This is a genomic window from Microcoleus sp. PH2017_24_DOB_U_A, assembly GCF_020738205.1.
Classification (GTDB): domain Bacteria; phylum Cyanobacteriota; class Cyanobacteriia; order Cyanobacteriales; family Microcoleaceae; genus Microcoleus.
In genome coordinates this window covers 1-5,481 of sequence record NZ_JAEQCT010000187.1, presented here as the reverse complement: position 1 = coordinate 5,481, position 5,481 = coordinate 1, and the positions used below count along the sequence as shown (strand labels likewise).

At 45.2% G+C, this 5,481-nt stretch carries 5 protein-coding genes; 1 reads left to right on the top strand and 4 read right to left on the bottom strand.

What is annotated here, in order from left to right; translation table 11 throughout:
• Positions 1 to 38: 38 nt before the first annotated feature.
• The 4 genes from JGK07_RS32645 to JGK07_RS32630 all read right to left on the bottom strand — a co-directional run bounded on the left by JGK07_RS32645 (position 39) and on the right by JGK07_RS32630 (position 5,174).
• Positions 39 to 1,193 carry a serine protease gene (locus tag JGK07_RS32645; protein ID WP_293243549.1) on the bottom strand — a complete coding sequence of 385 codons (1,155 nt, stop codon included), beginning with the start codon at positions 1,191 to 1,193 and terminating at the stop codon, positions 39 to 41.
• A 177-nt stretch (positions 1,194 to 1,370) separates the two neighbouring features.
• Positions 1,371 to 1,775 carry a hypothetical protein gene (locus JGK07_RS32640; RefSeq protein ID WP_293147696.1) on the bottom strand — a complete coding sequence of 135 codons (405 nt, stop codon included), beginning with the start codon at positions 1,773 to 1,775 and terminating at the stop codon, positions 1,371 to 1,373.
• Positions 1,776 to 2,062: 287 nt separating this feature from the next.
• Positions 2,063 to 3,472, bottom strand: a complete 1,410-nt coding sequence (locus tag JGK07_RS32635; RefSeq protein WP_293180273.1) for a heterodisulfide reductase-related iron-sulfur binding cluster — start codon at positions 3,470 to 3,472, stop codon at positions 2,063 to 2,065.
• Between the two features lie 286 nt (positions 3,473 to 3,758).
• Positions 3,759 to 5,174 (bottom strand): FAD-binding oxidoreductase, encoded by a 1,416-nt coding sequence (locus tag JGK07_RS32630; RefSeq protein ID WP_293180276.1) that lies wholly within the window; start codon positions 5,172 to 5,174, stop codon positions 3,759 to 3,761.
• A gap of 95 nt (positions 5,175 to 5,269) precedes the next feature.
• Between JGK07_RS32630 and JGK07_RS32625 the strand changes: the two genes are divergently transcribed.
• Complete coding sequence (locus JGK07_RS32625) at positions 5,270 to 5,422, top strand: ATPase domain-containing protein (RefSeq protein WP_293180279.1); 153 nt, start codon at positions 5,270 to 5,272, stop codon at positions 5,420 to 5,422.
• The last annotated feature ends 59 nt before the right edge of the window (positions 5,423 to 5,481 follow it).

Sequence of the window (5,481 nt, the reverse complement as noted above, 5' to 3'; positions counted from 1 at the left end):
ATTATGGTAATTTATTTGCTTTCTATTATGCCATCAACTTAGTCAGACAGACAATTGTCTGAGTATTTATACTGATTGCAAAAGTGGGATGCTCCCGTTTGCAATCTATTGATAGAGAGAAAATGCTCCCGTTCAGGAGCGTTTAGCATTTGCTTGATTACTTCAATTCGCGTTAATTCGCTATCAAGATAGTTTGCTAAGTCAGCAGTTTCGCTAGCATAACGAATAACCATCCGCCCTTGTAAACTTTTAGGTAAGTTCGGTTGACCTTGAGCTAACAAAATAGATGGAGAATGACTCAAGTAGAATTGAACTGCACCCAGTACAAACATCACTTCAGGGTCAGCCGAACTAATGTCAGCAATAAAGGCATGGGCTTGTTCCATGTGGCAGCGGATATTTTCCAGGGTGCTGTCGCCATACTGCCTATCTTTTGCCGTCATTAATTGGCATCCCCAGCGATCTTCGACAACCTCGCGGAGGGTATTCAGCAATGAATAATAGTTGCTGTCATCTGGTAACATCGCAAAAAAGATGCGGTGTTTGAGTTCGTTAGTCTGGAAAGTTTGTAATCTTTTATCCCATATTTGAACTGCGGCTTGGTTAATTTCGGATAACTCCAGCCATTTGTCAAACAGCTTATCGAGACGTGTAGCTACACCTGAATTAGCCATCACATGATCATAGTATCTGTCAGTAACCACACCAACAACTCGCCTGCTGGGATAGTGATAAACAGAACCTCCGCTATGTCCTTTGCCCTTAATAGCTTCTGACAACTCAACACATTCATCGTCACGCCATCTAGAAATATGTCCCTTATAAACGCCAACCTCCTGGTTGTAAGACAAATTACTGGCTGGATAGCCAATTGTTACCACTTCATCACCGATATTTTTCTCGGCTGCATATCCCAATGGTAAATAGTGACTCGGCTGATGGTTGGCTTTGAGGATGGCTAAATCGTATTGGGCGAGGGATTTGTCAGGATCTAATTGGGCTGGGAACTTACCATCGTAAGGACTTTCCAGTGTAATGCTACCTGTCCCAGCACCAACGCAGTGGTAAGCAGTCAAAACATAGCCGTCGCGGGTAATGAAAAAACCAGTCCCTATAAATTCGCCGTTGACAAAAATTTTGAGGGTGGCATTCTTGATGTACTGCTCAATTCGTTTGAAGTCGGGCTTTGGCATGGCGCTCTGCTGCTGAATTTATCTCTGCTGATAGCTTATAGCGATTCAGGGGTGTAGTGCTAGACAGATACACGGATTTAGAGACGAGCATGGTTGTGTCCCTACTGTATTGTCAGCTATGGAGAATTTATATATCCATCAAGCAGCCCACCCAATCAGACAGGGTGGGTAAAAATGCTATGGAGTTTGACTTGTAGAAGATGGAGTTGCAGGATTAGGCTTGCGCTTCCAAGTGTATGTACACTTTAATGCTCCCTCTGGCATAATCTTGGCTACAGCACCAACGTTAGTACCTGCTTCAGTCTTGATGCCCAAATTAAATTCTACTGAAAACTGCTCAAGTTCGTAGCGATCGCTTGGCGACGGTTCTGGTAGGGAAGCCATCAAAACCTTTGCCAGTCCGGTAAGCGGAAGTTTCAGCACTTTACGAGCATTTACCTTTACTTGTTCACCAGTTTGGCGTAAAGTATCGCGGAAACCTGTCTTTTCTGTCGCTTCATCTCCTTGAATTAAACCGTTACTATCTGCCGTATCAATCAGAATTTCACCATCTTCGCCCAAGTCAATTACTATTTCTGCCATTAATTTACCTCTATTGGAAAGACGGATGGAGATTCTTAATGAACTAGGTTAACAAATTTCTACGATGACAGCGCTTTTCAAGTGAGTCAGGTACAGGTGTCGGCTAGGGACACGACACGGCGCATTGGTATAAAAAATCACCTCAAACTCTTGATAAATCTTGCTTTTGGCTGATTCTCGCTCTCCGGCGACGCCACGAGAGCGAGATCGTAATTCTTAGACAGCAGTCTGGCACTAGGTTTGAGCTTAAGTTGACATCTATGGCGGACACCGCCCGCCTTACCAAATTAACGCCTCTGCAACATCACCCCACGAATAGAATAATCCAAAAGCTCGATCGGGTGCATCAAAGTAACAGCCTTCCCCTGCAACTCCAAATGCTTCTTAATTTGCAAAGAACAACCAGGATTAGAAGAAGCAATCAACTCAGCCCCAGTATTCAGCAAATTCTCCACCTTTTGTACTCCCAAATCATCCGCAATTTCCGGCTGAAGCATATTGTAAACCCCCGCACTCCCGCAACACAAAGCAGCATCCACAGGTTCTTTCAACTTCACCCCAGGGATTTGTTGCAACAACTGGCGCGGCTGCAAACTAATCTTTTGTCCGTGCAACAAATGACACGCATCCTGATAAACAATCGTCAAATCTCCCTCAGTCAAAGGATTGAGTTTCGCCGTAATTCCCGCAGTTGCCAAAAATTCTTGTATGTCCTTCACATTAGCAGCAAAATTCTCAGCTTTCTCCCGATAATCCGGGTCATCTGCTAAAATGTGACCGTATTCTTTCAAAGTGTGGCCGCACCCAGCAGCATTGATAATTACACAATCAACGCCCGTATTTTCAAAGCTGTCAATCATTTGTCTCGCCAAGGATTTTGCCTGTTCCGCTTGTCCTTGATGTTCCGGCAAAGCAGCACAGCATCCTTGACTTTTCGGAATCACAACCTCGCAGCCATTAGCCGTCAAAACTCGCACCGTAGCTTCATTAACTGGCGAGAACAACAACCTCTGCACGCAGCCTAAAATCACCCCAACTCGATAGCGTTTCTCCCCTTGTGCGGGAATGACTTCTGGTAAATTATCCCGGAAAGAATCGACAGTAACTTTCGGCAAAATTGATTCCATCGCCGCCAAGCGAGGAAATACTTTTTTCAGCAAACCTGTTTGGCGAATTAGTTTTGGCAGTCCTAATTTTTGATAAAGAAACAGCGGTACCAGCAAAGGCCGCAATCTGTGAGGATAAGGAAAGAGATTAAAAATTAGAGTGCGAATTACATTGTCAGAAAAAGTGCGTTTTTGATTTCGGGTAACTTGGTGGCGAGTTGCGGAAATTAATTTGTCGTATTGAACTCCCGACGGACAAGTTGTGACGCAGGCTAAACAGCCCAAACAAGTATCGAAATGCTGCGATGTTGCTTCGTTTAAAGGTGCGTCGCCTTCGTTGATTGCATCCATTAAATAAATGCGGCCTCTGGGCGAATCCATTTCTTTGCCGAGTACCCGATAACTCGGACAAGTTGACAAGCAAAAACCGCAGTGCACGCAAGTATCGATCAATTTGGGATCTGGCGGATTGTTGGCGTCGAAACCCGGGATTTCGAGAGTTTTCAAGTGGGGGTTTTGTGCTAGGAAATTGCTTTCTTTAGCAGGTTTTAAGTCGTCGCTGGGAATTGTAGAATTTTCGGAAGTTTGCATAATATATTACCTAATTATTTTGGTTCGTAGTCAGGACTTTAGTCCTTTCAAATTGCCAGCCTAACTCCATCAAGCAAACAAAAACTTCTCTTCTCTTCTTTTCTCTTCCTTTGCGGTCTTTGCGCCTTCGCGGTTCGTTAAAAAACAAATCTGGTTCACAAATAGACATCTCCATAAAAACCAGTATTGAACAGGCAGGATGCCTGTTCCACAATAAATATGGTCGAGGTATAATGATTTAGACCGGGATTCAATAAAAACTGAACTCCTTACTGCAAACTTTAAACTAAATACCGCTGATAAAACGATCGCAATTTAAAATATTCTCCGGGTCAAACTCTTGCTTGATGCGACGCATTAGATCGATCGCACTTCCAGTATAGCCCCAAACATCTAACCCTTGCTTGATGTGGGCTGGCGCAGCCAAAACCGTCAGAAAACCGCCTTTAGCTTCGCACGCCCTGCGTACCTGCAACAGCGTTTCGGCTGTCGCAGTCTCAAACCGCAAAACTCCTAAACCGCTGCCCGCATGAATCAAAGCATCCTGTACCGGCAACTCGTTAATTGCCTTGACTGCTTCCGAGGGTCTGATGCCTATTTTGCAAATAATTGCTGAATTATTCCCAGAATTCCAGACTGTTTCTGGCAATCTTTGCCATAATTTATCCTCATCATTTTCGCCGCAGCTAGTGCCTTGCAATCCCAACTTTTCGCCAACTTCCAACAACCGGGCGGATTGTTGTTTAACGCTTTCGGCGATGCTTTGAAACCTCACTACCAATCCCGAACCTTTACCCAAACTCAGTTTTTCTACTAACTGTGGTGACAGCAAATCAACGGCTGTCGGTGTTAAAGCAGAAGATAATAAAATTTGAGCAGCTTCAGCTAAAGCATTAGTTTCTCCTGTCAGTATGACAGTTCCCGATGATTCCGGCAGCGGATAAACTCGGAATGTTACTTGACTGATGACGCCTAATGTGCCGTAGGAACCGGTCAACAGTTTCATTAAGTCGTAACCGGCGACATTTTTCACAACTCGACCTCCGGCTACAGCAATTTTACCGTCCGATCGCACAAACGTAATTCCCAACAACAAATCGCGCACGCCCCGGTAGCGGTGCCGCAGCGAACCAGTATCAGCAGTAGCGACAATCCCGCCCAAAGTTGCCTGTTGCGGATATGCTGGATCGATCGGCAAAAATTGACCTGCTTTACCTAAAATTTCCTGCAAATCGGCAAACTTCATGCCCGCCTCCGCAGTCACCGTTAAATCGCCCACAGCGTGTTCTACCAGCCGATTCAGGCGCGCCGTACTCACCACAACGATCCCCCCTGCATCAGGAGATCCCCCTAAATCCCCCTTAAAAAGGGGGACTTTGACAACATCTTGCTCCCCCCTTGTTAAGGGGGGCTGGGGGGGATCGGAGTCTAATTGGACTAAACCGCCCCAATCGAGTTTGCTGCCACTCCCTGTCGGCAAGAGTCCCCAGCGATTTCGCCCTGCACAAGCAATCACTGCGGCGAGTTCTTCCTGAGTATGGGGATAAACGGTACAGGCTATTGAAGTACCTGGGGCAACAGCTTTTTCTACCCGTTCTTGCCAAAAAGCCTCTATATCTTGCCGCAGACAAATGCCAGCAGTGCCGACAATACCCTCTAATTCTTGTGTGCTAACGTAATTTTCTGCCGAAATATTTTTCATGAAGGTTCTCAGACGCCCAGTAAACAAACAATCAAAACAGCCCCTCAAACCATTAAATATGAATACGAGCCGATATTCTAAACATAAACAAACAAATGTCTCAAAACCGACTTTCAGTAGGAATTACTGGTCTCAACGAAGTAATTGACGGCGGCCTGATTCCTCAGCGCTCTTATCTGGTACGCGGCAGCCCGGGTACTGGGAAGACTACCGCTCGTAAAAACCTGGACAAAGCTACCCAAAAGTAGTCAATGTTAGACATCTACGTTAGTAATTTTAGTCCACAGTCCTAAAACTACAGGAATAA